This window comes from Streptomyces speibonae (assembly GCF_984686075.1).
Map to the genome: position 1 here is coordinate 5,764,961 of NZ_OZ480260.1, position 21,378 is coordinate 5,786,338.

The window sequence follows — 21,378 nt, forward strand, 5'->3', positions numbered from 1 at the left end:
GGGTCAGCGCCAGTGGACGGAGCCGTTGGTGGGTGGGGGTGTGGTTTCGATCTTGGTGCGGGTTTCGCGCATGACGGTGACGATCCGTTCCTCCCGCTCCGGCGTCAGCCGCGACACCGGCACCGAGCAGCTGATCGCATCCTGCGCCGGTGTGTCGTACCGCAGGGCGAAGCCGAAGCCGACGATGCCGGGCAGCCCCTCCTCGCGGTCCACCGAGTAGCCACGCTCCCGCACCCCCGCCAGATCCGCCGCCAGCGCCTCGCGTGACGTGTGGGTGCGCGGGGTCGCCGCGTCGTAGGGGCCCTCGGGCAGCTCCTCGTCCGGCCGCTCCGCCAGCAGGGCCTTGCCGAGCGCGCCCATGTGGGCCGGCAGCCGCCGTCCGACCCGGCTGATGGTCCGCAGGTACTCGTGGGACTCGCGCGTCGCGAGATACGCCACGTCGTATCCGTCCAGGCGCCCCATGTGGATCGTCTCGCCCAGCGCCTCGGACGCCTCGTCGAGATACGGCCGTACGGCCCGCACACGCGGGTCCGAGTCGAGGTAGGCGGTGCCGGTGAGCAGCGCGTGGATGCCGATGCCGTACAGCGAGCCGGTGACGTCCGTGCGGACCCAGCCGCGCGAGACCAGGGTCTGGAGCAGCGCGTACATCGAGCTGCGGGGCACCTCCAGGGCGTCCGCGAGCTCCTGGAGGCGGGCCGGGCGGTCACCCCGCGCGGCGAGCAGTTCGAGCAGCTCCACGGTGCGCGCGGCGGACTTCACCTCGCGCACGCCCCCTGCGGCGGACCCTGTCTCCGGCATGCGCCGATGGTAGTCCGGCGGGAGGAGGCGGCGACCGGACCATTGACGCGCCCTCGTTCGCGTACGTAGCCTGCATTTCTATACATGGATGCCATCTACATAGGGAGATGAGCGAGGGTGAGCCCCGATACCGATACGACGGACAGGGCCTCCGTGGCGAGACGCCTGGAGGACGGCATGGCGAACGGGGTGTTGTCCTTCCCGCTCACGGCCTTCCACGACGACGGCTCCCTGGACCCGGACGGTTTCCGCGCCTATGTGGCGCAGCGGATCGCCACCGCGCCCGGCGCCGTCTTCCCCGCCTGCGGCACCGGGGAGTTCTTCTCCTTGGACGAGGACGAGTACCGGCAGGTCGTCACCATCACCGTCGAGGAGGCCGCGGGCCGGATCCCGGTCGTCGCCGGCGTCGGCTACGGCTGGGCGCAGGCCACGCGGTTCGCGCGGATCGCGGAGGAGGCCGGCGCCGACGCCCTCCTCGTACTGCCGCACTACCTGGTCGCCGCCCCGCAGGAGGGCCTCGTCGCCCAGCTGGCCGCGATCTCCGCCCGCACCCGCCTGCCGCTCGTCACCTACCAGCGCGGCCAGGTCGCCTACACCGCCGACTCGCTCAAGCGGATCGCCGCCCTGCCGAACGTCATCGGGCTCAAGGACGGCCACAGCGACCTCGACCGGATGCAGCGCCTCACCCTCGCCGCCCCCGAGGACTTCCTGTTCTTCAACGGCGCCGCCACCGCCGAGATCCAGGCCCGCGCCTACGCCACCGTCGGCGTCCCCGCCTACTCCTCCGCCGTGCACGCCTTCGCCCCCGAGATCGCCAACGCCTTCTTCGCCGCCCTGCGCGACGGCGACGAGGGCACCCTGGACAAGCTGCTGCGCGGCTTCTACGTCCCCTTCGTCGAACTGCGCGACCGCACCCCCGGCTACGCGGTGTCCCTGGTGAAGGCCGCGGCCCGGCTGCGCGGACACCGCGTCGGCCCCGTGCGCGCCCCGCTCACCGACCCCGCCGACCGCGACCTCGCCGACCTCAAGGCCCTGCTCACCACCGGACTCGACCTCGTAGGAGCCGCCCTGTGACCACGCCGACCTCCCGCTCCGGCGATCTGACCGTCACCGAAGTCCGCCTCACCCCGATCCTCGTCGCCGACCCGCCGCTGCTGAACACCCAGGGCGTCCACCAGCCGTACACGCCCCGGCTGATCGTCGAGGTGGTGACCGCCGACGGGACCACCGGGCTGGGCGAGACCTACGGCGACTCCAAGTACCTGGAGCTGGCCCGCCCCCTCGCCGACCGGCTGGTCGGCCACCGGGCCGACGACCTGAACCGGCTCTACGTGGAGGCCGACGAGGTGGCCGTCGACGAGGCCCGGGTCTCCGGCCAGGTGGACGTGGGCGGGCTGCGCGGCGTGCAGACCGCCGACAAGCTGCGCCTGTCCGTGCTCTCCGCGCTCGAGGTCGCCTGCCTGGACGCCGTCGGCAAGAGCCTCGGCCTGCCCGTGCACACGCTGCTCGGCGGCAAGGTGCGCGACGCCGTCGAGTTCAGCGCGTACCTCTTCTACAGGTGGGCGGACCACCCGGAGGGCGTGGCGGCCGAGAAGGACGACTGGGGCGCCGCCGTCGACCCGGCCGGCGTCGTCGAGCAGGCCCGCCGGTTCAAGGAGCGGTACGGGTTCACGTCGTTCAAGCTCAAGGGCGGTGTCTTCCCGCCGGACGAGGAGATCGCGGCCGTACGCGCCCTCGCCGCCGCGTTCCCCGGGCACCCGCTGCGCCTGGACCCCAACGGCGCCTGGTCGGTCGAGACGTCGCTGAAGGTCGCCGAGGAACTCGGGGACGTCCTCGAATACCTGGAGGACCCCACCCTCGGCACCCCCAGCATGGCCGAGGTCGCCGCCGGGACACCGGTGCCGCTCGCCACCAACATGTGCGTGACGACGTTCGCCGAGATCAAGGAGGCCTTCGTCAAGGACGCCGTCCAGGTCGTGCTCTCCGACCACCACTACTGGGGCGGGCTGCGCAACACCCAGCAGCTCGCCGCGATCTGCCGCACCTTCGGCGTCGGCGTCTCCATGCACTCCAACACCCACCTGGGCATCAGCCTGGCCGCGATGACCCAGGTGGCGGCGACCGTGCCCAACCTGCACCACGCCTGCGACTCCCACTACCCCTGGCAGTCGGAGGACGTGCTCACCGAGCGCGTCACCTTCGAGGGCGGCACCGTGCGGGTCTCTGACGCCCCCGGCCTCGGCGTCGAGCTCGACCGCGACCGGCTCGCCGCCCTCCACCAGCGGTGGCTCGACGACGACGGCTCGCTGCGGGACCGCGACGACGCGGCCGCCATGAAGATCGCCGACCCGGACTGGACCCCGCCGTCGGTGCCGCGCTGGTGATCCCCCGACGGGCGGGTCGGGAGTGACGGGCGTCACGATGCCGGTGCGGTGGTGCACACTGGCCTGATCCGCACCATGTCAGGGAGCACCGTGATGGGGTCCACCGGGAAGGCACGCGTCAAGGGTCCGGACCGCTCGTGCCCGCTCGATCCCCTCGCCGCCCTGCGCACACCGGACGACCCGCCCTGGGACGTCTATCTCACCGGCACCGTCTTCCTCGACATCGTCTTCACCGGGCTCGACTCCGCCCCGGTGCGCGGGACCGAGTCCTGGGCGCGCGGGATGGGGTCGAGCCCCGGCGGTGTCGCCAACATGGCCACCGCCCTGGCCCGCCTCGGCCTGCGTACCTCCCTCGCGGCGGCCTTCGGCGACGACCACTACGGCGAATACTGCTGGGACGCGCTGGAGCAGGGCGAGGGCATCGACCTCTCCCTGTCGCGCACCGTCCCCGGCTGGCACTCGCCCGTCACCGTCTCCATGGCCTACGAGGGCGAGCGCACCATGGTCTCCCACGGTCACGAGCCGCCCCCGGAGGAGCCCGCGCCCGACTGCCCGCCCCGCGCGCGTGCCGCCGTCGCGTCCCTCACGCCCGGCCGCAGCGCGCCCTGGATCGCCCAGGCCGCCCGCAAGGGGGCGCGGATCTTCGGCGACGTCGGCTGGGACGACAGCGGGGCGTGGGACCTGGACCGGCTGCCCGACCTGCGGCACTGCGAGGCGTTCCTGCCCAACGCGGAGGAGGCGATGCGCTACACGCGCACGGACAGCCCGCGCGCGGCCGCCCACGCCCTCACCGACCATGTGCCGGTCGCGGTCGTCACCCTGGGGGCGGAGGGCGCGTACGCGGTGGACCGGCGCACGGGGGAGACGGCCTCGGTGCCGGCCATCGAGGTCGAGGCGCTGGATCCCACGGGGGCGGGGGACGTGTTCGTCGCCGGGTTCGTGACGGGGACGCTGGCCGGGTGGCCGCTGGCCGACCGGCTCGCCTTCGCGGGGCTCACGGCGGCGCTGTCCGTGCAGGAGTTCGGGGGCTCGCTGTCGGCGCCGGGGTGGACGGAGCTCGGCGCGTGGTGGCGCCGGGTGCGGTCGGTCGAGGGGCAGGAGCCGTCGGCGCTGCGCCGCTACGCCTTCCTGGCGGGGCTGGTGTCGGGGGAGCTGGGGCGGCCGTGGCCGCTGCGGCGGGCGGTGCCGACCATCGGGTTCGGCCGGTCGGCCTGAGGAGACGGGTGCGCCGCGCGGGTGCCACGGGGGCGCTGTCCGTGCAGGAGTTCGGGGGCTCGCTGTCGGCGCCGGGGTGGACGGAGCTCGGCGCGTGGTGGCGCCGGGTGCGGCGGGCGGTGCCGACCATCGGGTTCGGCCGGTCGGCCTGAGGAGACGGGTGCGCCGCGCGGGTGCCACGGGGGGCGCCCGTGCGAAAAGGCCTACGGAGTTGCCACCCCTCCGTCGTACCCTGGGAAAGGCGAGGCCGCCCACAGCTGCGCGGCCGTGAAGAGGAGGATCCGCAGGCCTTCAGAGCCGGCCCATGACTCAGACACCCACAGATCGCACCGCCGCGCAGGGACAGGCGAGAGTGCAGTTCACCGTCCCCGCCCAGCACCCCATGGTGACCGTGCTGGGGTCCGGAGACTCCCTCCTGCGCGTGATCGAGAAGGCTTTCCCGGGGGCCGACATCCATGTCCGGGGCAATGAGATCAGCGCGGTGGGCGACGCCACGGAAGTCGCTCTCATTTCGCGCGTGTTCGACGAGATGATGCTGGTGCTCCGCACCGGGCAGCCGATGACGGAGGACGCAGTGGAACGCTCGATCGCCATGCTCAAGGCGAGCGGGGACGGGGAGGGCGAGGGCGAGGAGACCCCGGCCCAGGTGCTCACGCAGAACATCCTGTCCTCCCGCGGCCGCACGATCCGCCCCAAGACGCTCAACCAGAAGCGCTACGTGGACGCGATCGACAAGCACACCATCGTCTTCGGCATCGGCCCGGCGGGCACCGGCAAGACCTATCTCGCCATGGCCAAGGCGGTGCAGGCCCTGCAGTCCAAGCAGGTCAACCGCATCATCCTGACCCGGCCCGCGGTCGAGGCGGGCGAGCGCCTCGGCTTCCTGCCGGGCACGCTCTACGAGAAGATCGACCCGTATCTGCGCCCGCTGTACGACGCGCTGCACGACATGCTCGACCCCGACTCCATCCCCCGTCTGATGGCGGCCGGGACGATCGAGGTCGCGCCGCTTGCGTACATGCGCGGCCGCACGCTCAACGACGCCTTCATCATTCTCGACGAGGCCCAGAACACCAGCCCCGAACAGATGAAGATGTTCCTCACCCGCCTGGGCTTCGACTCGAAGATAGTGATCACGGGTGACGTCACCCAGGTCGACCTGCCCGACGGCACCAAGTCGGGTCTGCGGCAGGTGCAGGACATCCTGGAGGGCGTGGAGGACGTGCACTTCTCCCGGCTGTCGTCGCACGATGTCGTCCGGCACAAGCTGGTGGGCCGTATCGTCGACGCGTACGAGCAGTACGACAGCCAGCACGGCACGCGGAACGGCACCCACAAGGGCGGCCGGGGCACGTCCGGGCACAAGGGGAAGTAGACCGAGCACCAGATGTCGATCGACGTCAACAACGAGTCCGGAACCGAGGTCGACGAGCAGGCGATCCTCGACATCGCCCGCTACGCGCTCGCCAGGATGCGCATCCACCCGCTCTCCGAGCTCTCGGTGATCGTGGTGGACGCCGGTGCCATGGAGCAGCTGCACATCCAGTGGATGGACCTGCCCGGCCCGACGGACGTCATGTCGTTCCCGATGGACGAGCTGCGGCCCCCGTCCAAGGACGACGACGAGCCCCCGCAGGGGCTGCTCGGCGACATCGTGCTCTGCCCCGAGGTCGCCGCGAAGCAGGGCGCGGAGGCGGAGACGCGGCACACCATGGACGAGGAGCTCCAGCTGCTCACCGTCCACGGTGTACTGCACCTGCTCGGCTACGACCACGAGGAACCGGACGAGAAGGCCGAGATGTTCGGCCTGCAGGCCGCCATCGTGGACGGCTGGCGTGCGGAGAAGGGCCTCACCGGCCCCTCCCCGGCCCCCACCGTGTCATGAGTCCGACCCTCGTGCTCGGCGCGATCGCCCTGGTGGTGGTCGCCTGGCTGGCCGCCTGCGCGGAAGCGGGCATCGCGCGTGTCTCCAGCTTCCGCGCCGAGGAGGCCGTACGGTCCGGCCGCCGGGGCAGCGACAAGCTCGCGCAGATCGCCGCGGACCCGACCCGCTATCTCAACGTCGCGCTGCTGGTCCGCGTCGTCTGCGAGATGGCCGCCGCGTCGCTGATCACCTACGGCTGTCTCGGGGAGTTCGACCGGACCGCCGAGGCCCTGCTGATCGCCATCGCGATCATGGTCCTGGTGTCGTACGTCGCCGTCGGGGTCTCCCCGCGCACCATCGGCCGCCAGCACCCCCTCAACACCGCCACGGCCGCCGCGTACGTCCTGCTGCCGCTGGCGCGGGTGATGGGTCCGATCCCGTCGCTGCTGATCCTCATCGGCAACGCGCTCACCCCGGGCAAGGGCTTCCGGCGCGGGCCCTTCGCCTCCGAGGCGGAGCTGCGCGCGATGGTGGACCTCGCGGAGGCGGAGTCGCTGATCGAGGACGAGGAGCGCCGCATGGTGCACTCGGTCTTCGAGCTCGGCGACACGCTGGTGCGCGAGGTCATGGTGCCCCGCACCGACCTGGTGGTCATCGAGCGGTACAAGACCATCCGGCAGGCCCTCACGCTCGCCCTGCGCTCCGGTTTCTCCCGCATACCGGTGACCGGCGAGAGCGAGGACGACATCGTCGGGATCGTCTACCTCAAGGACCTGGCCCGCAAGACGCACATCAACCGGGACGCCGAGAACGACCTGGTGTCCACGGCGATGCGCCCGGCGTTCTTCGTGCCCGACACCAAGAACGCCGGCGACCTGCTGCGCGAGATGCAGAAGGAACGCAACCACGTCGCCGTCGCCGTCGACGAGTACGGCGGCACCGCCGGCGTCGTCACCATCGAGGACATCCTCGAGGAGATCGTCGGCGAGATCACCGACGAGTACGACCGTGAGCTGCCGCCCGTGGAGGAGCTCGGCGACGACCGCTACCGGGTCACCGCCCGCCTCGACATCACCGACCTCGGCGAGCTGTACGGGCTGGAGGAGTTCGACGACGAGGACGTGGAGACGGTCGGCGGACTGCTCGCCAAACAGCTCGGCCGGGTGCCGATCGCGGGCGCCTCGTCCCTGGTCGAGCTCCCCGACTCGCGCACGCTGCGGCTGACCGCGGAGGCCGCGGCCGGCCGCCGGAACAAGATCGTGACCGTGCTGGTCGAGCCGGTGGGCCCCGTGGAGCCGCCCGCGGAGGAGGAGGCGGGGACGGAGTGACCCCGGCACGACTGCGCACGCTGTGCCTGTCCTTCAACGCGGCCGTGGAGGACTTCCCCTTCAACCCGGAGACCTCGGTCTTCAAGGTCGGGGGCAAGCTGTTCGCGCTGTCCACCCTGGACCGGCGGCCGCTGACGGTGAACCTCAAGTGCGACCCCGAGGACGCGGTCCGGCTGCGCGCCGAGCACCCGGGTCTGATCGTCCCCGGCTACCACATGAACAAGCGGCACTGGAACACCGTCACGGCGGACGGCTCCCTCCCCGACCGCCTGGTCAGGGAACTGGTGGAGGACTCCTACGACCTGGTCGTGGCCGGCCTCCCACGCGCCGAACGCCTCCGCCTCGACCGGGCGTGACGTACGCGGGCGTCCCCCCGGCGCACACCGAATTGGCCTGACCGGCCCCTCGCCATGCCGGGTGGCCGGCGGCAGAATGGGTGCACGGTTCGCTGACGCCACCGCTCCGGGCCGCCTGCCAGGGAAACTCGGAACGGCAGCGTCTTCCTACGGCGTCCGCCGCTCTCGGCCCCGGCCCTTCAGGTCGGGGCTGACTGCTGTCACATCCAGGGCAGAACCCACTCGTCGACGATCTTGTGTATCGCGATGAAGAGGTTGATCAGCGGGAGGGCCGGGGCCACCCGCTTACCCCAGGTGCGTGCGACTCGCTCCGGGCGGCGCTCTCCTTCCTGTTCCTCCTGACGGTCCGGCATCGGTGATCGGCTCCTCTCGGCTCCGTCCGTCGCCGAGGCTCGGCGAACCGCGAACGGGCGCTGTCAGGAGGAGGGGCAACGGCCTCGACGTGTACGCACGGTGTCCGCTGAGCGCGCTGATGGCTGATCAACTCCCTTGCCGACATGGGCGGTTCGACAAGCGGTACGCTGGACAGCGTAACCCGAAGGGTGCGGATTGGACAGTGCTTGTTGCGACTCTGCTTTGTGTGACATCTAAAAGGGACCATCCCATATGCCAGGTAGCAGATTGACTCAAGTCGAAGTGCAGGCTCCCACTGACTGTGGTAGTCCTCTCCCCTGGGGCGACGTATGGCAGCCGTTCCGGCGCGTCCTTTTCGAAAGGTATCGATGAGGCATATGTACACCTGCTATGTTGCGCATTGCTGGATCCGATGGGGAGGTGAGCAAACATGGTCGTGACGAGTGCGGCATTGCTACGCCTGCGGTTGCGCAGCGAACTCCGCAAGGCCCGCGTGGCCATCGGGCTGACGCAGCGTGAGGTCGCCGACCGGATGGAGTGGAGTCCGTCCAAAGTCATCCGCATCGAAGCGGGAGAGGTGGGCATCTCGGTCAACGACCTGCGTCCGCTCGCCGCCGCGTACGGGATCACGGACCGGCGCAAGCTCGAGGAGTTGCTGGATATGGCCCGGGGGAGCCGGCGGATGCCGTTCGCCGAGTACCGGGATCTGTACAGCAAGGACTTCCTGCAGTTCCTCGCGCTCGAGTCGGCCGCCTGGATCAACCGGCAGTACAACTCGCTCGTCATCCCCGGACTCCTGCAGACCGAGGAGTACATGCGTGCGGTGATGCACGCGTTCGACAAGAGCGCGTCGGACGAGGCCATCGATCGCGGCGTGGAGGCGCGGCTTGCGCGGCAGGATCTGCTGGAGGGGGCCGACGGACGTCAGTTCTTCTTCGTCCTGGACGAATCCGTGGTGCGCCGGGTGACCGGAGGCAGGGGCGTGATGCGGGCACAGCTGGAGCACTTGGCGGATCTGTCCCTGCTCGACCACGTCACCGTCCAGATCCTCCCGTTCAGTGTCGGCGCCCACCCCGGTATCCAGGGGCCCTTCACCCTGTTCGAGTTCCAGGCCGAGGAGATGGAGGACGCTCTCTTCATCGAGGACTCCCGCGGTGTCTCCTACCACCAGGAGTCCTCGGAGGAGATCAGGCGCTATCTGGAGCGGTTCTGGGCTCTTGAGGATCTGGCGCTCAAGGACGGAGTGGATGTGGTCCTCCGCCGCCTCGCGGAGCGTGTGGGTGAGGGAGGGGACGAACTGGAGGGGCTGCTGCAGCTGGATCCCGCCTGAGTGACTGCTCGCCCGCCAACTTGCCGCATGGCTGAGCAAGTTGGCGGGATTGTCGTGCCTGTCCACGGAGGACACGGCGGTATTCTGGGGAAGCTGCTGCGTGTCCCCGCGACAGCTGTACGGGGGCACCCCGGCTGGACCGTCCGCAACCGGGGTGGAGGTCGAGGGTTGAGCGGGTCATGGGCATGGCGCAAGAGCAGAGCCAGTGGGAATACCGCGTCGACCTGCGTGGAAGTCGCGTACACCGGCCGTGAGGTCCTCGTCCGTGACTCCAAGCGGAGGTACGACGGCGTCGTCGGTGTCGCACCAGCCGCCTGGACCTCCTTCCTCCGCTGTGTCGCCGACCTGTCCGCGGGCCCGGAGCAGCCCGAACCGGGGCGCCCTCACATCTGACGTCACCCGCTTTCCTATGCTCCTCCCATGACCGAGAACACCGACCTCGACCCCGAGGACCGCAAGATCGTCACCCTGGCCCGTTCCGCGCGGGCCCGTAACGGTGTGCCCGAGGGGGCCGCCGTGCGGGACGAGACCGGGCGGACGTATGTCGCGGGCACCGTGGCCCTGGACTCGCTGCGGCTGAGCGCCCTGCGGACGGCGGTGGCGATGGCCGTGGCGTCGGGTGCGACGTCGCTGGAGGCGGCAGCCGTGGTGACGGATGCGGGCTCGGTGCCGGCCGAGGACGTGGCCGCCGTACGGGACCTCGGCGGGGCCGGGACTCCGGTGCTGGTGGCGGGCCCCGACGGAACGGTCCGGGAGACGGTCAGCGCGGGCTGATCCGGCGTGGCCGAACCGTGCCCTGTTACCGCCGGTAAATAGGCCAGATTTCAACCTTGTCGCGCACTGCCTCCCGCGCATCAATAGAACCGCAGTTCCTCCGAACGGAATCGAACAGTTCCCCCGACAGAATTCCCCCCACGGAGTTCCCCCCACACGGAAAGGGAGCCGGATCCCATGAGAGGCAAGCGATTCGGAACAGGCGTGTCCCTGGCTGCCGGTGCGCTGGCGGTCTGCGGGCTCGTGTTCGCCCCCAGCGCCGCGGCCGTCGCCCCCGGGTCGGCGACGGTCAACGCCGACTGCGGCAGCTGGGGCGGCGGCGACGCCACCCTCACGGCCACCCAGAGCGGCACGTCCGCCACCATCACCATCAACACCACCGCGGTCACCGCGCCCCTGTCGATCAGCAAGGACTCGCTGGTCTCGGAGCTGACCATGGTGAAGGCCGGCGGCGGCACCAGCGTCTTCAAGGGCACCAAGAACCCGGCCATGTCGACCGGTGACGCGCTCGAGGTCGGTCCGCTCTCCGGGACCGTGGCCTCCGGCGACAGCCTCGAGGCGTTCGGCGGGACGCTGAAGGTGACCGCGTTCGGCTTCATCACCATCACCTGCACGGCGACCGCGCCGCAGTCGCCCGGACCGTTCGTCTTCGACTGATCCGCCGGGCGGACGCACGGCCGGGCGGGGGCCCGCACGGGAGCCCCCGCCCGGCCCGTTCCGGACGGTGGTACGGCGGGCCCTCCCGCATCAGGGAGAATGGGCGCCATGAGTGTTCGTACCCAGTCATCCGAGCAGCCGGCCGAAGCCGTCCACCGGGCCGGTTTCGCCTGCTTCGTGGGCCGTCCCAACGCGGGCAAGTCCACCCTCACGAACGCTCTGGTCGGGCAGAAGGTGGCGATCACCTCCAACCGGCCCCAGACCACCCGGCACACCGTGCGCGGCATCGTGCACCGGCCGGACGCGCAGCTGATCCTGGTGGACACCCCCGGGCTGCACAAGCCGCGCACGCTGCTCGGCGAGCGGCTGAACGACGTGGTGCGCACCACGTGGGCGGAGGTCGACGCGATCGGGTTCTGCCTCCCCGCGAACGAGAAGATCGGCCCCGGCGACCGCTTCATCGCCAAGGAACTGGCCGGTATCAAGAAGACCCCGAAGATCGCCATCGTCACCAAGACCGACCTGGTGGACGGCAAGACGCTGGCCGAACAGCTGATCGCCGTGGACCGGCTGGGCCAGGAGCTGGGCATCGTCTGGGCCGAGATCATCCCGGTCTCCGCCACGGCGAACCAGCAGGTCGATCTGCTGGCCGACCTCCTCATCCCCTTGATGCCGGAGGGCCCCGCCCTCTACCCCGAGGGTGACCTCACCGACGAGCCCGAGCAGGTCATGGTGGCGGAGCTGATCCGCGAGGCCGCGCTGGAGGGCGTCCGCGACGAGCTGCCGCACTCCATCGCCGTGGTCGTCGAGGAGATGCTCCCGCGCGAGGACCGCCCCGCCGACAAGCCCCTGCTCGACATCCACGCCAACCTGTTCATCGAGCGCCCCAGCCAGAAGGGCATCGTCATCGGCCCCAAGGGCAAGCGCCTGAAGGACGTGGGCATCAAGTCCCGCAAACAGATCGAGGCCCTCCTCGGCACCCCCGTCTTCCTCGACCTCCACGTCAAGGTCGCCAAGGACTGGCAACGCGACCCGAAACAACTCCGCCGCCTGGGCTTCTGACGCCCCGCCCCGCTGGGCGGCGGCGACCCCCTGTCCGGCCCGGACCCCGCTGACTGCCGAGAACGGGCCGGCGCCGTCGGCGTCGCGTACCGCGGGGGGTTCGGGGCTGGGTATGGCCGCTGCGGGGCGGCAATCGCAGGTCCGGTGCGGCGGGGGTCCGCGGCTGGTTGGCGAGGGGCCGGCGCCGTCGGTGTCGCGTAGCGCGAGCGGTTCGGGGGGCCCTGGGAATGCCCGCTGCGGGGCGGGAGCTGCATGCCCGGTGCGGTCGGGGCTGCCGGCTGGCCGCCGAGGGCGGGCATCGCTGCTGGGGTTGCGTACCGCGGGGGGTTCGGGGCTGGGTATGGCCGCTGGGAGGCGGCAGCCGCAGGTCCGGTGCGGCCGGGGTCCGCGGCTGGTTGGCGAGGGGCCGGCGCCGTCGGTGTCGCGTAGCGCGAGCGGTTCGGGGGGCCCTGGGAATGGCCGCTGCGCGGCGGGAGCCGCAGGTCCGGTGCGGTCGGGGCTGCCGGCTGGCCGCCGAGGGCGGGCAACGCTGCTGGGGTTGCGTACCGCGGGGGGTTCGGGGCTGGGTATGGCCGCTGCGGGGCGGGAGCCGCAGGTCCGGTGCGGCGGGGGTCCGCGATGGTTGTCGAGGGCGGGCAGCAGGATTCGGGAGGCTGTCGTGGCTCGGGGCTCTCCGGCGGGCGCCCGGGAGGGTGCGCCGGAGGGACACGGCGGAACGCTCGCCCCGGCGGCAGCCGGTCAGCGGTGCTGCTCGCGCAGGAGTTCCCGGTACCAGCCGTAGGACGTTTTCGGGGTGCGGGTCCGGGTGGGGTAGTCGACGTGGACCAGGCCGAAGCGGCGGGCGTAGCCCTCGGCCCACTCGAAGTTGTCCAGCAGGGACCACACGAAGTAGCCGCGTACGTCCACACCCGACTCCATCGCCCGGTGCAGCGCGCGGATGTGGGCGTCGAGGAAGGCGACCCGGTCCCGGTCGTCCCGGCCGTCGTACGCGCAGCCGTTCTCGGTGACGACCACCGGCGGGAGGCGGTCGCCGTAGCGGGCGCGGAAGGAGGTGAGGACCTCCGTCAGCGCCTCCGGGACCACCGGCCAGCCGAAGTCCGTCTCCGGGCGGCCCTCGATCCGCCGTACCGAGAAGGGCAGTTCGGCCGGCATCCGGACACCGCCGAAGTCGACCTCCGTGCCCTGCGGCGCGCCCACCCGCGTCGGCGCGTAGTAGTTGATTCCGTACCAGTCCAGCGGCTCGGCGATGACCGTCAGGTCCGCCTCCACGTCGCCCGGCATCAGCTCGCCGATGCCCTCCGGGTAGCGGCCCAGCAGCAGCGGGTCGGCGAACATCCGGTTCACCAGCGCGTCGTAGAAGTCCGCCGCCGCCACGTCCGCCTCGTCCTGGGACGCCGGCCAGGTCGGCGCGTGGGAGTTGGCGATCCCGATGTCGTCCGCGCCCGCCGCCCGCAGCGCCCGTACCGCAAGACCGTGCGCGAGCAACTGGTGATGGGCCACCGGCAGCGCGTCCAGGAGCAGCGCCCGGCCGGGCGCGTGCACGCCCAGCGCATGCCCCAGCAGCGTGTGCTCGGCCGGCTCGTTGAGCGTGATCCACTTCCGCACCCGGTCGCCCAGCCGCTCCGCGACCTCGGACACGTACTGCGCGAACCGCTCCGCCGTGTCCCGCTCCAGCCAGTCGAAACGGGCCGGCAGATCCCAGTGGAACAGCGTCGGCACCGGCCGCACGCCCGCCGCGCACAGGTCGTCGACCAGCCGGTCGTAGAAGTCCAGGCCCCCCTTGACCAGCACTCTCGGCCACGAGATCGAGAAGCGGTACGCGTCCACCCCCAGCCCGGCCAGCAGCGCCACGTCCTCGGCGTGCCGGTGGACGTGGTCGCAGGCGACCGCCGCCGTCGAGCCGTCCCGCACCCGCCCGGGTTCCGCCTCGAACTCGTCCCACACGGAGGGCTCGCGCTCGTCCGCCGCCCCCTCGATCTGGTGCGCCGAGGTCGACACACCCCACAGGAAGCCGTCCGGGAAGCGGGGCATCGGGTTCGTCGTCGCCATGGCCCGGATCATCCGCACCGACCAGGAGGGAAGTCAACGCCATCGCGCCGCACGGGCGTTATGCGCCTTCCTTCAGTACGCGGCCGATCAGCCGGCGCTGCTCGGGGGTCAGCCGGGGGTCCGCGCAGTACACCGACCTTCCGTCCACCGTGATCCGGTAGCTGAAGCCGTCCGGCACCCCCGCGGGCGGGGTGCCCCGGCCGGCGGCGAGGGCCGCCTCGGCCAGGGCGCGCCACTCGTCGGCGTCGGGCCGCCCCGAGGTGTCCACCTCGGCCCGCCGCTCGATCCCCGCGAACCCGCCCGTGCGCCGCACCTGAATACGCATGGGTCCGTGTCTAGTACGGAACTACAGCGTCCGCACCCCCACCCGCTCCCACGCCTTCGTCACCGCCTGGAGCTCCTCGCCCTCCCCGTACCGGGCGCGCGCCGCTTTCAGGGTGAGCGTGGCGAAGTCCGTGAACTGCGCGTTCTGATCCAGCTCGCCGCCCGTCAGCACGTCGTACCAGACCTGTCCGGCCCGCTCCCAGGCATGCCCGCCGAGCGTGGTGGCCGCCAGGTAGAAGGCGTGGTTGGGGATGCCGGAGTTGATGTGCACGCCGCCGTTGTCGCGGCCGGTGCGGACGTAGTCGTCCATCGTCGCGGGCTGCGGGTCCTTGCCGAGCACGTCGTCGTCGTACGCCGTGCCCGGCTCCTTCATGGAGCGCAGCGCCGTGCCGGTGACGCGCGGGGCGAGCAGGCCGGCCCCGATCAGCCAGTCGGCCTCGTCGGCGGTCTGGCCCAGCGTGTACTGCTTGATGAGCGCGCCGAAGACGTCCGACACCGACTCGTTGAGCGCGCCGGACTGGCCGAAGTAGTCCAGGTTCGCGGTGTACTGCGTGACGCCGTGGGCGAGTTCGTGGCCGATGATGTCGACGGAGACGGTGAAGTCGAGGAAGATCTCGCCGTCCCCGTCGCCGAAGACCATCTGCTCGCCGTTCCAGAAGGCGTTGTTGTAGTCCTCGTCGTAGTGCACGGTCGCGTCCATCGGCAGTCCGCTGCCGTCGATCGAGTCCCGGCCGTACGCCGTCAGGAACAGCTCGAACGTGGCGCCGAGACCGGCGTAGGCGCGGTTGACGGTGGCGTCCTGGCCGGGCTCGTCGCCCTCGCCGCGCACCGTGTGCCCGGGCAGGTCGGTGCCGTGCCGGGCGTCGTACACCGTGCGGCGCGGTGTGCCGGGCTGCACCTCGGCGAGGGTCGCGACGGCCGGCGCGCCGACGACCGTGGTGAGCCGTCGCTGGGTGCGCTCGTAGGCGTCGCGCCGCAGGGTCCGGCGGGCGGGGCCGTGCAGCACGGGGTCCTCGGCCTGCGCGAGCCGGTCGAGGACGTGCGGCGGGACGATGGTGCAGAAGACGGGCTCGATGCCCCCGTTGGTGGTCATGCCGGAACCATCGCACTGCGTCACTGACATGTCACCCCCCGCTATCATGATTGGTGAAATCCGGAACCACCCGCCCCCCGGGACGCACAGCAAGTGGTATACGGCACTTTTGGTCCCCTTCGTCCCTCCGGTCCCGCATACTGATACGGACCCTCGCACGGTGGTCGTCTCGGTTAAGCTGCGGAGCATCATGCGTTTCGGGCTGCTTCTCCTTAGCTGCCGCGGTGAGGGTCCGCAGTAGAGGCCGACCCCCTCCCCGCGGAGTTCGGCGCTGCGCCGTCGGCCGTCCATCAGGACACCCCGCGGACCCCCGAGGAGCCCACGCACCATGGCAAACCGCCAGCAGCCCAGTTCCATGCCGATCCAGAAGTACGGCCGTTACGAGCAGGTCGACATCCCCGACCGCACCTGGCCGGAGAAGCGGATCACCACCGCCCCCCGCTGGCTCTCCACCGACCTGCGCGACGGCAACCAGGCCCTGATCGACCCCATGTCGCCCGTCCGCAAGCGCGCGATGTTCGACCTGCTGGTCAAGATGGGCTACAAGGAGATCGAGGTCGGCTTCCCCGCCTCCGGCCAGACCGACTTCGACTTCGTACGCTCCATCATCGAGGAGCCCGGCGCCATCCCGGACGACGTCACCATCTCCGTACTGACCCAGGCCCGTGAGGACCTGATCGAGCGGACGGTGGAGTCCCTGAAGGGCGCCAAGCGCGCCACCGTGCACCTGTACAACGCCACCGCGCCCGTCTTCCGCCGCGTGGTCTTCCGCGGCTCCAGGGACGACATCAAGCAGATCGCCGTCGACGGCACCCGGCTGGTCATGGAGTACGCCGAGAAACTGCTGGGCGACGAGACGGAGTTCGGCTACCAGTACAGCCCCGAGATCTTCACCGACACCGAGCTGGACTTCGCGCTGGAGGTCTGCGAGGCGGTGATGGACGTCTACCAGCCCGGACCGGGCCGCGAGATCATCCTCAACCTGCCCGCCACCGTCGAGCGCTCCACGCCCTCCACGCACGCCGACCGCTTCGAGTGGATGGGCCGCAACCTGTCCCGCCGCGAGTACGTCTGCCTGTCCGTCCACCCGCACAACGACCGCGGCACCGCCGTCGCCGCCGCCGAGCTGGCGCTGATGGCCGGCGCCGACCGCGTCGAGGGCTGTCTGTTCGGGCAGGGCGAGCGCACCGGCAACGTCGACCTGGTCACCCTGGGCATGAACCTGTTCTCCCAGGGCGTCGACCCGCAGATCGACTTCTCCGACATCGACGAGATCCGCCGTACGTGGGAGTACTGCAACCAGATGGAGGTCCACCCGCGCCACCCGTACGTGGGCGACCTGGTCTACACGTCCTTCTCCGGCTCCCACCAGGACGCCATCAAGAAGGGCTTCGACGCGATGGAGGCGGACGCCAAGGCCAGGGGCGTCACCGTCGACGACATCGAGTGGGCGGTGCCGTACCTGCCGATCGACCCCAAGGACGTCGGCCGCTCCTACGAGGCCGTCATCCGTGTCAACTCGCAGTCCGGCAAGGGCGGCATCGCCTACGTCCTGAAGAACGACCACAAGCTGGAACTGCCGCGCCGGATGCAGATCGAGTTCTCCAAGATCATCCAGGCGAAGACGGACGCCGAGGGCGGCGAGATCACGCCGGCCGACATCTGGGCGGTCTTCCGGGACGAGTACCTGCCCAACCCGGACAACCCCTGGGGCCGTATCCAGGTCGCCGCGGGCCAGTCCACCACCGACCGCGACGGCGTGGACACCCTGACGGTCGAGGCCACCATCGACGGCGAGGAGACCACCCTGGTCGGCAGCGGCAACGGTCCGATCTCGGCCTTCTTCCACGCGCTGGGGGGCGTCGGCATCGACGTACGCCTGCTGGACTACCAGGAGCACACCATGAGCGAGGGCGCCTCCGCGCAGGCCGCCTCGTACATCGAGTGCGCGATCGGCGACAAGGTTCTGTGGGGGATCGGAATCGACGCGAACACCACGCGGGCCTCGCTGAAGGCGGTCGTCTCGGCCGTCAACCGCGCGTCGCGCTGAACAGCCGTTTCGTGGGGTTTGAGGGGCTCCGCCCGCCGATTTCGGCGGGCGGAGCCCCGTCGTTTACCGGCCAATGAGTGTGCAGGTCACGGAAAGGTCTCGTCCGGGGTACTGACTCAGCCTCAATGATGTGGCTAACATCACGCAAGCGCGGCGATGGTGCTGTGACGTTGATGGAGGTGCGACGTGCTGCCAGAACGGGGACCCAACGGCCGTGCCGCCGCTGTCGGACTGTCGCGACTGATGGGCACCCGCACCGCGTGGACTGCCGTCGGCGACGGGGAGTTCTTCTGTCCCGGCTGCGGCGGCGACCGCAACTACCAGCGGCTCGCCGGACGGCGCCGCTTCACCCTGCTCGGCGTGCCCGTGCTGCCGCGCGGCGCGTCCGCGCCGACCGTCGAGTGCGCCGCCTGCCGCCGACACTTCGGCACCGACGTCCTGGACCATCCCACCACCACCCGCTTCTCCGCGATGCTGCGCGACGCCGTCCACACCGTCGCCCTCGCGGTCCTCACCGCGGGCGGCACCGGCTCCCGCGCCTCCCTGGAGACGGCCGCCGTCGGGGTGCGCGCGGCCGGCTTCGACGACTGCACGGAGGAGCAGCTGGCCGCGCTCGTCGAGGCCCTGGAGGCGGACACCGGCCGCTTCACCGGCGAACCGTGCGCCGCGGGCCTGGCCATCGAACTCCACGAGGCCCTCGACCCCCTCGCCCCCCACCTCGCCGGCCCCGGCCGCGAGTCCATCCTCCTCCAGGGCGCCCGCATCGCCCTCGCCGACGGCCCCTACACCCCCGCCGAACGCGACGCCCTCGCCACGGTCGGCGCGGCCCTCACCATCTGCTCCGACGACATCACCCGACTCCTGGCAGCAGCGGCCCGCACCCCGTCCTGACCGGAGCCGGGCCCGGGCGCGGGTGAGGACACGTCACGAAGCGGTCGGCGTTGCCGGGGCTTTGGTGAAGTGCCGGACGAGGTAGTCGTTCAGGGCGCGGTGGAAGCTCGTCGCGAGGTGGGACCGCGGGGCGAACAGGTCGAAGGCGTGGTAGGCGCCGGGGTAGAGGTGCAGTTCGACGGGGACGCCGTGGGCGCGCAGGCGCGCGGCGTAGTCGAGGTTCTCGTCGCGGAAGACGTCGAGTTCGCCGACGCCGATGAAGGTCGGGGGCAGGCCGGCGAGGTCGGTTGCCCTGGAGGCGGCGTGGTAGGGCGTGACGTCTTCGGTGCCGGTGCGGTCGCCGAGGACGGTCCGCCAGGCCAGGATGTTGGTCGAGCGGTCCCAGATGCCGATGTCGGTGATCTCCCGGCTCGACTCGGTCGTGTTGCGGTCGTCGAGCATCGGGTACATCAGCAGCTGGAACAGGGGGGTTTCCGCGCCGCGGTCGCGGATCAGAAGGGCGCTGGTGGCGGCGATGCCGCCGCCTCCGCTCTGGCCGGCCAGGCCGATCCGGGCGGGGTCGAGGCCGAGATCGGCGGCGTTGTCGCTGATCCACCGGTAGGCGGTGTATCCGTCCTCGGCGGCGCCGGGCGCGGGAGTCTCCGGGGCCAGGCGGTAGTCGACGAGCGCGATGGCGCAGCCGAGCGCCGCGGACAGCGGCTTGAGCCAGGGGGCGTCCTGCGCGGCGAAGCCGAGCACCTGCCCACCGCCGTGGAACCACAGGAGGACCGGCAACGGCCCGGTCGGGTTCCGGGGACGCAGCAGGAGGATCGGGACGTCGGGGCCTTCGGCGCGCGGCACCTGGATCTCGTGGGTGGCGACGGTGGGCTCGTCAGGGACGGTGCCGGCGACGGATTCGGCGAGCGCGCGGACGGCCTGGCGGGTGGCGGGGATGTCGGTCAGGTCGAAGATGCCGTTCGGGCCGATCGGCATGGCCTGGAGTGCTGCGGCCAGTTCGCTGTCGATCGCGGGTCGGGAGCGGGGCATGGCTCTTCCTTCGAGGGTGGGGTCTGCGTCGAGGCGCGGGAGGGTGGTGAGGCCGTCGGTGCGGCGAGGCGGCGCGCACTCCAGGTCTTGGAGAGCGGGCCGGGGTGCGTTCAGTGGGTGGTGGTGGCCGGGGCGTCGAAGTAGTGCCCCTGGGCGAGGTCGTCGAGGAGGCCGGGCCGGACGGGCTTCCAGCCGAGGAGGTCCTGGGTCAGCTTGCTCGAGGACGGGTTGTCGGCCTGGGCGTGGGCGCTCAGGAAGCCGAAGTGGGCCTCGGTCTCGGTCGGCGGGATGCTGACCACGGGCAGGTCCAGCCCGCGGCCGATGCCCTCGGTGATCTCCCGGAAGGTGATCCCCTGGTCGCCGACGGCGTGCAGCCGTGACCCCGCCGGCGCGGATTCCAGCGCCAGCCGGTACAGGCGTGCCGCGTCGAGCGTGTGGACGGCGGACCAGCGGTTGGCCCCGTCGCCGACGTAGGCGGCGACGCCCTTCGACCGGGCGATGGAGATGAAGGTCGGGATGAAGCCGTTGTGGTCGAGCGCGCTGTGCACGGTCGGGGTGAGCCGGACGACGGACGAGCGGATGCCGCGTTCGGCGAGTGCGACCACCGCGTTCTCGGCGTCGATCCGCGGGCCCGCGTCGAGCGCGAAGTCCTCGGTGAGGGTGTCCTTCAGCCCCGCGAAGGCGAACAGCACGGTTCCCGACGTGGCCACCAGAGGCTTGCCTGTGCCGGCGAGCGCGTCCCCGAGGGCGTCGATGGCGCGCAGATCGGCTGCGACCGCGCCGTCGAAGTCGCCGGCGAACATGGCGTCGTGCTTGAAGGCCAGGTGGATGACGCCGTCGGCCGCGGCGGCGGCCGCGGCGAGGCCGTCGGGATCGTCGAGGTCGCCTCGGTGCACCTCGGCACCGGCAGCCGTCAACGCGGCGGCGGACTTGTCCGAGCGGGCCAGGCCGACGACCTGGTGTCCCGCTTCGAGAAGTTCGGGGACGACGGCGGAGCCGACGTGTCCGGAGGCTCCGGTGACGAATACGCGCATGATGTGCGCCTTCCTGCTGCAGGCTCCCCACCCGGGGGCGGAGGGCACTGATGTCAGTTCGTGACATCACCGTACCTGCGATGTCAGTCCCTGTCATCACTTTGACGTCAGAGTCTGTCATCGCGGGGGTAGGGTCGGAGCATGAGCCGATGGAAACCCGACGCACGAGGCCGCCTGGAGAAAGCGGCGCTGGAGCTCTACAACGACCAGGGCTTCGACGCCACCACCGTCGCGGAGATCGCCGGCCGCGCCGGGCTGACCGAACGGACCTTCTACCGGCACTTCGCCGACAAACGGGAAGTCCTCTTCCCCAGCGACAGCCCCCTCCCCACCGTCCTCGCGGACGCCACGGCCGCCGCCCCCGTCCCGCTCCCGCCGCTCGAGGTGGTCACCCGCGCCCTGATCGAAGCCGTTCCCGTCTACGAAGAACGCGAGGACCTGGTACGGCAACGCCAGACCGTCATCGCCGCCAACCCCGGACTCCAGGAACGCGAACTGGCCAAACTCGCCGCACTCGCCTCCACGCTCACCCAGGCGCTGCGTGAACGCGGTCTGGAGGCCACCACCGCAGCACTCGCCGCGGACATCGGGATCGCCGCGTTCAAGGTCGCCTTCGAACGCTGGGTCGACCACCCCGGCCGGCACACCCTCGCCCAGCACATCCGGGACACCCTGGACACCGTCAGGCACCTCACCGCGCCCGCCGGACACGTTTGATCGAGACGGGGCAGGCGGTCGCTGCCGGGCCCCACTGAGACGGTCCCCTGATACTCCCGCGGGAGTACCGCC

General features: G+C 71.2%; 23 protein-coding genes. 16 read left to right on the plus strand and 7 right to left on the minus strand.

Annotated elements, in window-relative coordinates; translation table 11 throughout:
* Positions 1–3 precede the first annotated feature (3 nt).
* Positions 4–798 carry an IclR family transcriptional regulator gene (locus AC5L3C_RS25740; protein ID WP_493651131.1) on the minus strand — a complete coding sequence of 265 codons (795 nt, stop codon included), beginning with the start codon at positions 796–798 and terminating at the stop codon, positions 4–6.
* Positions 799–975: 177 nt separating this feature from the next.
* On the opposite strand from AC5L3C_RS25740, the gene AC5L3C_RS25745 reads away from it, so the two are divergent.
* The 8 genes from AC5L3C_RS25745 to AC5L3C_RS25780 all read left to right on the plus strand — a co-directional run bounded on the left by AC5L3C_RS25745 (position 976) and on the right by AC5L3C_RS25780 (position 7,945).
* On the plus strand, positions 976–1,872 hold the full coding sequence (locus AC5L3C_RS25745; protein WP_493654025.1) for a 5-dehydro-4-deoxyglucarate dehydratase: 897 nt from the start codon (positions 976–978) through the stop codon (positions 1,870–1,872).
* A complete protein-coding gene (locus AC5L3C_RS25750) occupies positions 1,869–3,182 on the plus strand; it encodes a glucarate dehydratase family protein (RefSeq protein ID WP_493651132.1) in 1,314 nt (437 codons plus the stop codon). The genes AC5L3C_RS25745 and AC5L3C_RS25750 overlap by 4 nt, the downstream gene beginning before the upstream one ends.
* 93 nt (positions 3,183–3,275) lie before the next feature.
* Positions 3,276–4,397, plus strand: coding sequence for a carbohydrate kinase family protein (locus tag AC5L3C_RS25755; RefSeq protein WP_125506573.1), 1,122 nt, complete (start codon positions 3,276–3,278; stop codon positions 4,395–4,397).
* 8 nt (positions 4,398–4,405) lie between these two features.
* Complete coding sequence (locus AC5L3C_RS25760; protein ID WP_493651134.1) at positions 4,406–4,549, plus strand: hypothetical protein; 144 nt, start codon at positions 4,406–4,408, stop codon at positions 4,547–4,549.
* 152 nt (positions 4,550–4,701) lie between these two features.
* Positions 4,702–5,772 carry a PhoH family protein gene (locus tag AC5L3C_RS25765; RefSeq protein ID WP_493651135.1) on the plus strand — a complete coding sequence of 357 codons (1,071 nt, stop codon included), beginning with the start codon at positions 4,702–4,704 and terminating at the stop codon, positions 5,770–5,772.
* A 12-nt stretch (positions 5,773–5,784) separates the two neighbouring features.
* Positions 5,785–6,282 carry an rRNA maturation RNase YbeY gene (gene ybeY, locus AC5L3C_RS25770; protein ID WP_125506575.1) on the plus strand — a complete coding sequence of 166 codons (498 nt, stop codon included), beginning with the start codon at positions 5,785–5,787 and terminating at the stop codon, positions 6,280–6,282.
* Positions 6,279–7,589 carry a hemolysin family protein gene (locus AC5L3C_RS25775; protein ID WP_493651138.1) on the plus strand — a complete coding sequence of 437 codons (1,311 nt, stop codon included), beginning with the start codon at positions 6,279–6,281 and terminating at the stop codon, positions 7,587–7,589. Before ybeY ends, AC5L3C_RS25775 begins: the two co-directional genes overlap by 4 nt.
* Positions 7,586–7,945: an MmcQ/YjbR family DNA-binding protein gene (locus tag AC5L3C_RS25780; RefSeq protein WP_493651140.1), complete on the plus strand. Its 360-nt coding sequence runs from the start codon at positions 7,586–7,588 to the stop codon at positions 7,943–7,945. The genes AC5L3C_RS25775 and AC5L3C_RS25780 overlap by 4 nt, the downstream gene beginning before the upstream one ends.
* Positions 7,946–8,145: 200 nt before the next feature.
* Here the strand turns inward: AC5L3C_RS25780 and AC5L3C_RS25785 are convergent, their stop codons facing one another.
* Complete coding sequence (locus AC5L3C_RS25785) at positions 8,146–8,298, minus strand: hypothetical protein (protein WP_493651142.1); 153 nt, start codon at positions 8,296–8,298, stop codon at positions 8,146–8,148.
* A 431-nt stretch (positions 8,299–8,729) separates the two neighbouring features.
* On the opposite strand from AC5L3C_RS25785, the gene AC5L3C_RS25790 reads away from it, so the two are divergent.
* The 5 genes from AC5L3C_RS25790 (at position 8,730) to era (ending at position 12,122) form a co-directional block, all read left to right on the plus strand.
* Positions 8,730–9,629: a helix-turn-helix domain-containing protein gene (locus tag AC5L3C_RS25790; RefSeq protein WP_493651144.1), complete on the plus strand. Its 900-nt coding sequence runs from the start codon at positions 8,730–8,732 to the stop codon at positions 9,627–9,629.
* 27 nt (positions 9,630–9,656) lie between these two features.
* On the plus strand, positions 9,657–10,022 hold the full coding sequence (locus AC5L3C_RS25795) for a DUF397 domain-containing protein (RefSeq protein WP_493651146.1): 366 nt from the start codon (positions 9,657–9,659) through the stop codon (positions 10,020–10,022).
* A gap of 27 nt (positions 10,023–10,049) precedes the next feature.
* The gene (locus AC5L3C_RS25800; protein ID WP_493651148.1) at positions 10,050–10,403 is read left to right on the plus strand and encodes a cytidine deaminase; all 354 of its coding nucleotides are present in this window, start codon (positions 10,050–10,052) and stop codon (positions 10,401–10,403) included.
* A gap of 177 nt (positions 10,404–10,580) precedes the next feature.
* Positions 10,581–11,060, plus strand: a complete 480-nt coding sequence (locus tag AC5L3C_RS25805) for a hypothetical protein (protein WP_493651149.1) — start codon at positions 10,581–10,583, stop codon at positions 11,058–11,060.
* A 108-nt stretch (positions 11,061–11,168) separates the two neighbouring features.
* Positions 11,169–12,122 (plus strand): GTPase Era, encoded by a 954-nt coding sequence (gene era, locus AC5L3C_RS25810; protein ID WP_493651151.1) that lies wholly within the window; start codon positions 11,169–11,171, stop codon positions 12,120–12,122.
* A gap of 738 nt (positions 12,123–12,860) precedes the next feature.
* On the opposite strand, the gene AC5L3C_RS25815 is transcribed toward era, so the two are convergent.
* The 3 genes from AC5L3C_RS25815 to AC5L3C_RS25825 are packed head-to-tail and all read right to left on the minus strand — an operon-like array spanning position 12,861 to position 15,588.
* Positions 12,861–14,171, minus strand: a complete 1,311-nt coding sequence (locus AC5L3C_RS25815) for a GH1 family beta-glucosidase (RefSeq protein ID WP_493651153.1) — start codon at positions 14,169–14,171, stop codon at positions 12,861–12,863.
* 58 nt (positions 14,172–14,229) lie between these two features.
* Positions 14,230–14,496, minus strand: a complete 267-nt coding sequence (locus AC5L3C_RS25820; RefSeq protein WP_493651155.1) for a protealysin inhibitor emfourin — start codon at positions 14,494–14,496, stop codon at positions 14,230–14,232.
* A 21-nt stretch (positions 14,497–14,517) separates the two neighbouring features.
* Positions 14,518–15,588: a M4 family metallopeptidase gene (locus AC5L3C_RS25825; RefSeq protein WP_493651157.1), complete on the minus strand. Its 1,071-nt coding sequence runs from the start codon at positions 15,586–15,588 to the stop codon at positions 14,518–14,520.
* A gap of 328 nt (positions 15,589–15,916) precedes the next feature.
* Between AC5L3C_RS25825 and leuA the strand changes: the two genes are divergently transcribed.
* Positions 15,917–17,638 carry a 2-isopropylmalate synthase gene (gene leuA, locus AC5L3C_RS25830; RefSeq protein ID WP_493651159.1) on the plus strand — a complete coding sequence of 574 codons (1,722 nt, stop codon included), beginning with the start codon at positions 15,917–15,919 and terminating at the stop codon, positions 17,636–17,638.
* A 186-nt stretch (positions 17,639–17,824) separates the two neighbouring features.
* Positions 17,825–18,529 carry a TerB family tellurite resistance protein gene (locus tag AC5L3C_RS25835; protein WP_125506584.1) on the plus strand — a complete coding sequence of 235 codons (705 nt, stop codon included), beginning with the start codon at positions 17,825–17,827 and terminating at the stop codon, positions 18,527–18,529.
* A 33-nt stretch (positions 18,530–18,562) separates the two neighbouring features.
* Here the strand turns inward: AC5L3C_RS25835 and AC5L3C_RS25840 are convergent, their stop codons facing one another.
* Together AC5L3C_RS25840 and AC5L3C_RS25845 are read right to left on the minus strand one after the other, a co-directional pair.
* Entirely contained in the window at positions 18,563–19,555 is a 993-nt protein-coding gene (locus tag AC5L3C_RS25840) for an alpha/beta hydrolase (protein WP_493651161.1), read from the minus strand.
* 110 nt (positions 19,556–19,665) lie between these two features.
* Positions 19,666–20,589 carry an SDR family oxidoreductase gene (locus AC5L3C_RS25845; protein WP_493651163.1) on the minus strand — a complete coding sequence of 308 codons (924 nt, stop codon included), beginning with the start codon at positions 20,587–20,589 and terminating at the stop codon, positions 19,666–19,668.
* Between the two features lie 141 nt (positions 20,590–20,730).
* On the opposite strand from AC5L3C_RS25845, the gene AC5L3C_RS25850 reads away from it, so the two are divergent.
* The gene (locus AC5L3C_RS25850) at positions 20,731–21,306 is read left to right on the plus strand and encodes a TetR family transcriptional regulator (RefSeq protein WP_125506587.1); all 576 of its coding nucleotides are present in this window, start codon (positions 20,731–20,733) and stop codon (positions 21,304–21,306) included.
* The last annotated feature ends 72 nt before the right edge of the window (positions 21,307–21,378 follow it).

What these genes read in the sequence shown, in the direction of transcription:
- AC5L3C_RS25740 (WP_493651131.1), bottom strand. Translation starts at nt 798, where the DNA reads ATGCCGGAGACAGGGTCCGCCGCAGGGGGCGTGCGCGAGGTGAAGTCC.
- AC5L3C_RS25745 (WP_493654025.1), top strand. Translation starts at nt 976, where the DNA reads ATGGCGAACGGGGTGTTGTCCTTCCCGCTCACGGCCTTCCACGACGAC.
- AC5L3C_RS25755 (WP_125506573.1), top strand. Translation starts at nt 3,276, where the DNA reads ATGGGGTCCACCGGGAAGGCACGCGTCAAGGGTCCGGACCGCTCGTGC.
- AC5L3C_RS25765 (WP_493651135.1), top strand. Translation starts at nt 4,702, where the DNA reads ATGACTCAGACACCCACAGATCGCACCGCCGCGCAGGGACAGGCGAGA.
- ybeY (WP_125506575.1), top strand. Translation starts at nt 5,785, where the DNA reads ATGTCGATCGACGTCAACAACGAGTCCGGAACCGAGGTCGACGAGCAG.
- AC5L3C_RS25775 (WP_493651138.1), top strand. Translation starts at nt 6,279, where the DNA reads ATGAGTCCGACCCTCGTGCTCGGCGCGATCGCCCTGGTGGTGGTCGCC.
- AC5L3C_RS25785 (WP_493651142.1), bottom strand. Translation starts at nt 8,298, where the DNA reads ATGCCGGACCGTCAGGAGGAACAGGAAGGAGAGCGCCGCCCGGAGCGA.
- AC5L3C_RS25790 (WP_493651144.1), top strand. Translation starts at nt 8,730, where the DNA reads ATGGTCGTGACGAGTGCGGCATTGCTACGCCTGCGGTTGCGCAGCGAA.
- AC5L3C_RS25795 (WP_493651146.1), top strand. Translation starts at nt 9,657, where the DNA reads ATGGCTGAGCAAGTTGGCGGGATTGTCGTGCCTGTCCACGGAGGACAC.
- AC5L3C_RS25800 (WP_493651148.1), top strand. Translation starts at nt 10,050, where the DNA reads ATGACCGAGAACACCGACCTCGACCCCGAGGACCGCAAGATCGTCACC.
- AC5L3C_RS25805 (WP_493651149.1), top strand. Translation starts at nt 10,581, where the DNA reads ATGAGAGGCAAGCGATTCGGAACAGGCGTGTCCCTGGCTGCCGGTGCG.
- era (WP_493651151.1), top strand. Translation starts at nt 11,169, where the DNA reads ATGAGTGTTCGTACCCAGTCATCCGAGCAGCCGGCCGAAGCCGTCCAC.
- AC5L3C_RS25815 (WP_493651153.1), bottom strand. Translation starts at nt 14,171, where the DNA reads ATGGCGACGACGAACCCGATGCCCCGCTTCCCGGACGGCTTCCTGTGG.
- AC5L3C_RS25820 (WP_493651155.1), bottom strand. Translation starts at nt 14,496, where the DNA reads ATGCGTATTCAGGTGCGGCGCACGGGCGGGTTCGCGGGGATCGAGCGG.
- AC5L3C_RS25825 (WP_493651157.1), bottom strand. Translation starts at nt 15,588, where the DNA reads ATGACCACCAACGGGGGCATCGAGCCCGTCTTCTGCACCATCGTCCCG.
- leuA (WP_493651159.1), top strand. Translation starts at nt 15,917, where the DNA reads ATGGCAAACCGCCAGCAGCCCAGTTCCATGCCGATCCAGAAGTACGGC.
- AC5L3C_RS25840 (WP_493651161.1), bottom strand. Translation starts at nt 19,555, where the DNA reads ATGCCCCGCTCCCGACCCGCGATCGACAGCGAACTGGCCGCAGCACTC.
- AC5L3C_RS25845 (WP_493651163.1), bottom strand. Translation starts at nt 20,589, where the DNA reads ATGCGCGTATTCGTCACCGGAGCCTCCGGACACGTCGGCTCCGCCGTC.
- AC5L3C_RS25850 (WP_125506587.1), top strand. Translation starts at nt 20,731, where the DNA reads ATGAGCCGATGGAAACCCGACGCACGAGGCCGCCTGGAGAAAGCGGCG.